Raw genomic sequence first — 3,117 nt, 5'->3', positions numbered from 1 at the left:
CCGGTGCGGTGGCCGGGGCCGGGGTGGGCGGTGACTGCGGGACGGCCGGGGCCAGGGTGAAGGTGCCCGGCTCGGGGGTGGTCGAGCGCGGGTCCGGCAGCGGGGTGCTGCGCGGGTCGAACGCGCCGGACGCGCCGGACGGGGCGGGGGTGGCGCCGGGGGCCTGGTCGGCCTCCGCCTCGTCGTCCACGGTGATGCCGAAGTCGGTGGCGAGGCCGATCAGCCCGGAGGTGTAGCCCTGGCCGATCGCCCGGAACTTCCAGGCCCCGGACCGGCGGTACAGCTCGCCCGCGACCAGGGCGGTGACGTTCTCGGCGTCGTCGATCGCGAACTCGGCGAGCGCGGGGACGCCCTCGCCGGCCGTGGCGTCGAAGAGCAGCAGGCGCAGCCCCGGCACGGCGCGGAACGGCCCGCCCTCGGAGGAGCCGGCCAGCACCACGCGGTCCACCTCGGCGGGCAGCTTGCCCAGTTCGACCTCGACCGTGTCGATGATCTCGGCGCCGCCGGAGGTCTGCTGCTTGGGCAGGTGGCGGACCAGGCCGGAGGGGTGGCGGGGCTGGTTGTAGAAGACGAAGTCGGCGTCCGAGCGGACCTTTCCGGAGGCGCCGAGCAGCAGCGCGGACGCGTCCACGTCCGGCGCACCGGGCGTGGCGCTCCAGCGCAGCACGGCGCGGACCGCCGCCGCCGGCAGTGCGATGTTGGCGCCCTTGGCCATCACGTGCGTCATAGCCGACCATCCTGCCTGTTCGCCACCCCTTCGGACAACGTGACCGGACCGGTCCGCGCGGAGTCGGACTTTGCCAAGACTTGCGCTTTCCGAGGTTTGCCGCCGTCGTTTCCGGGATGGGGCGCCGGTGCGCCCATGATCGTCCAAGTGGACCGGGATGTTCCGGGAGTTCAGTGCCGGGGAACCGGGACCGGCCGGATCCCGTCCGTACGATGGGCGGTCGAAAGGTCTCCGGGGGTTCGGCGGAGGGGCGTCCGGCGGCGGCGTGCCCGGGAACCTTGGCGCCCGGTCGGCCGGGTGACCAGGGTGTCGTCGGCAACGGGCCGGGGGCCGGTCCACTTCCTGGAGGAGAGCACCTTGCGCCATTTCGGCCACCTCGCCGAGGACGTACGCGGCCGGCTCTTCCTGGAACAGCCGCGCCCGTTCAGCGCGCGGAGCGGGCCGGAGGTGATCGCCACCGCCCTCGGCGGCACCCTCTACAGTCCGGCCACCAGGCCCGCCCTGGCCGCCGACATCCGCAAACTCGCTGGTCGGGGCGTGGTGTCGATGGTGCTCTGCCTGGAGGACGCGATCGCCGACCACGAGGTGGACGCGGGCGAGCGGAACCTGGTCGAGCAGTTGAATGACCTGGTCAAGGATTTCACCGACTGTGCACAGGGCCACCCCCTGCTCTTCATCAGGGTCCGCAGCGCCGCCCAGATCCTCGACCTGGCCGAGCGTCTCGGCCCGGCCGTCGAACTGCTCAGCGGCTTCGTGCTGCCGAAGTTCACCCCGGCGAACGGCGGCGGGTACCTGGCCGCGCTGGCCGCCGCCGAGGCCGCGACCGGGCGGCGGCTGTTCGCCATGCCCGTCCTGGAGTCGCCCGAACTCGCCCACCTGGAGACCAGGCGGGAGCAGCTGTTCGGCATCGCCGAGCTGCTCGCCGCCCACCGCGAACGGGTGCTCGCCGTCCGGCTCGGGGTCACCGACCTCTGCTCCGCGTACGGCCTGCGGCGCTCGCCCGACCTCACCGCGTACGACGTGGCGCTGGTCGCCTCGGTGATCGGGGACGTGGTCAACGTGCTCGGCCGGGCGGACGGCACCGGGTACACCGTCACCGGACCGGTCTGGGAGTACTTCCCGGTGCAGGAGCGGATGTTCAAGCCGCAGCTGCGCCGGACCCCGTTCGCCGGGGCCTCCGTCCCCGCCGCGGCCGGGGTGCTCCGGGCCTCCGGCGAGGAGGTCCGCCGGCGGATCATCGAACACGACCTGGACGGGCTGATCCGGGAGGTCGAACTCGACCGGGCCAACGGCCTGCTCGGCAAGACCTGCATCCACCCCAGCCACGTACCGGCCGTGCACGCCCTCTCCGTGGTCACGCACGAGGAGTACTGCGACGCCCGCGACATCCTCCGGCAGGAGCAGGACGGCGGCGGGGTACTGCGCTCGGCGTACACCAACAAGATGAACGAGGCCCGGCCGCACCGGGCCTGGGCGGAGCGGGTGCTGCTGCGGGCGGAGGTGTTCGGGGTGGCCCGGGAGGACGTGAGCTTCGCCGAACTGCTGTCGGCCTGCCTGTGCGGCTGACGGCGCCCGGACGGACACAACCGTGAATGCCGGCTACGAACGCATCGACGAACGCACCATCGCACCACCGAAGGCAGGACCAGCAGTGACAGCAACACCGCAGACGTGGACCGGCCGTTGGGTCGCCGACCGGGCCGGGATCGCCCTGACCGGCTCCGAGCGCCTCCCCGAACTCGTCGGCCTGGCGCTGCGCTCGGGGAACCCCAAGCGCGCCCACCTGCTGGTCTCCACCGTGCTCGGCAAGCACGTGCCGCAGCGGCCCTCGGTGGTCCACGGCGCCGGGCTCGAACTCGGCCGCCGGGTCCGCGACCTGCTCGGCGCGGAGGCGGCCGGGCGGGCCGTCGTGCTCGGCTACGCGGAGACGGCCACCGGCCTGGGCCACAGCGTCGCCGACGGCCTGGACGCCCCCTATCTGCACTCCACCCGCCGGCCGGTGCCCGGCCTGGACCCGGTCGGCGGCTTCGAGGAGGAGCACTCGCACGCCACCTCGCACCTGCTGCTCCCCGCCGACCCCGGACTCCTCGCCGGGGACGGGCCGCTCGTGCTGGTGGACGACGAGTTCTCGACCGGACGGACGGTGCTCAACACCATCCGCGACCTGCACGCCCGCCACCCGCGCGGGCACTACGTGGTGGTCGCCCTGGTGGACCTGCGCTCCGCGGCCGACCGGCGCCGACTCGATGAGGCCGCCGCCGAACTCGGCGTCCGGCTGGACCTGGTGGCCACCGCGAGCGGCGGCGTCGAGCTGCCGGAGGATGTCGTGGCCCGGGCCGAGCGGCTGATCGCCGAGGCGGCGCCGGCCGCCGCGCCCCCGGTCGGGGAGC

The 3,117-nt window shown here is 74.0% G+C and carries 3 protein-coding genes; 2 read left to right on the top strand and 1 reads right to left on the bottom strand.

The genetic code is table 11. From position 1 onward, the window contains the following. Positions 1–727 (bottom strand): TerD family protein (locus tag AE652_RS38600; RefSeq protein WP_049660105.1); only part of this gene is annotated, 727 nt, incomplete at its 3' end. 357 nt (positions 728–1,084) lie between these two features. Here AE652_RS38600 and AE652_RS38595 point away from each other — a divergent pair. After that, complete coding sequence (locus tag AE652_RS38595; protein ID WP_049660103.1) at positions 1,085–2,293, top strand: HpcH/HpaI aldolase/citrate lyase family protein; 1,209 nt, start codon at positions 1,085–1,087, stop codon at positions 2,291–2,293. An 85-nt stretch (positions 2,294–2,378) separates the two neighbouring features. Then, the coding region (locus tag AE652_RS38590; protein WP_234348698.1) for a phosphoribosyltransferase domain-containing protein at positions 2,379–3,117 on the top strand (739 nt) is incomplete at its 3' end.

This window comes from Kitasatospora sp. MY 5-36 (assembly GCF_001182915.1).
In the GTDB taxonomy this organism is placed as follows: domain Bacteria; phylum Actinomycetota; class Actinomycetes; order Streptomycetales; family Streptomycetaceae; genus Kitasatospora.
This window is presented reverse-complemented; position numbering and strand designations above follow the sequence as displayed.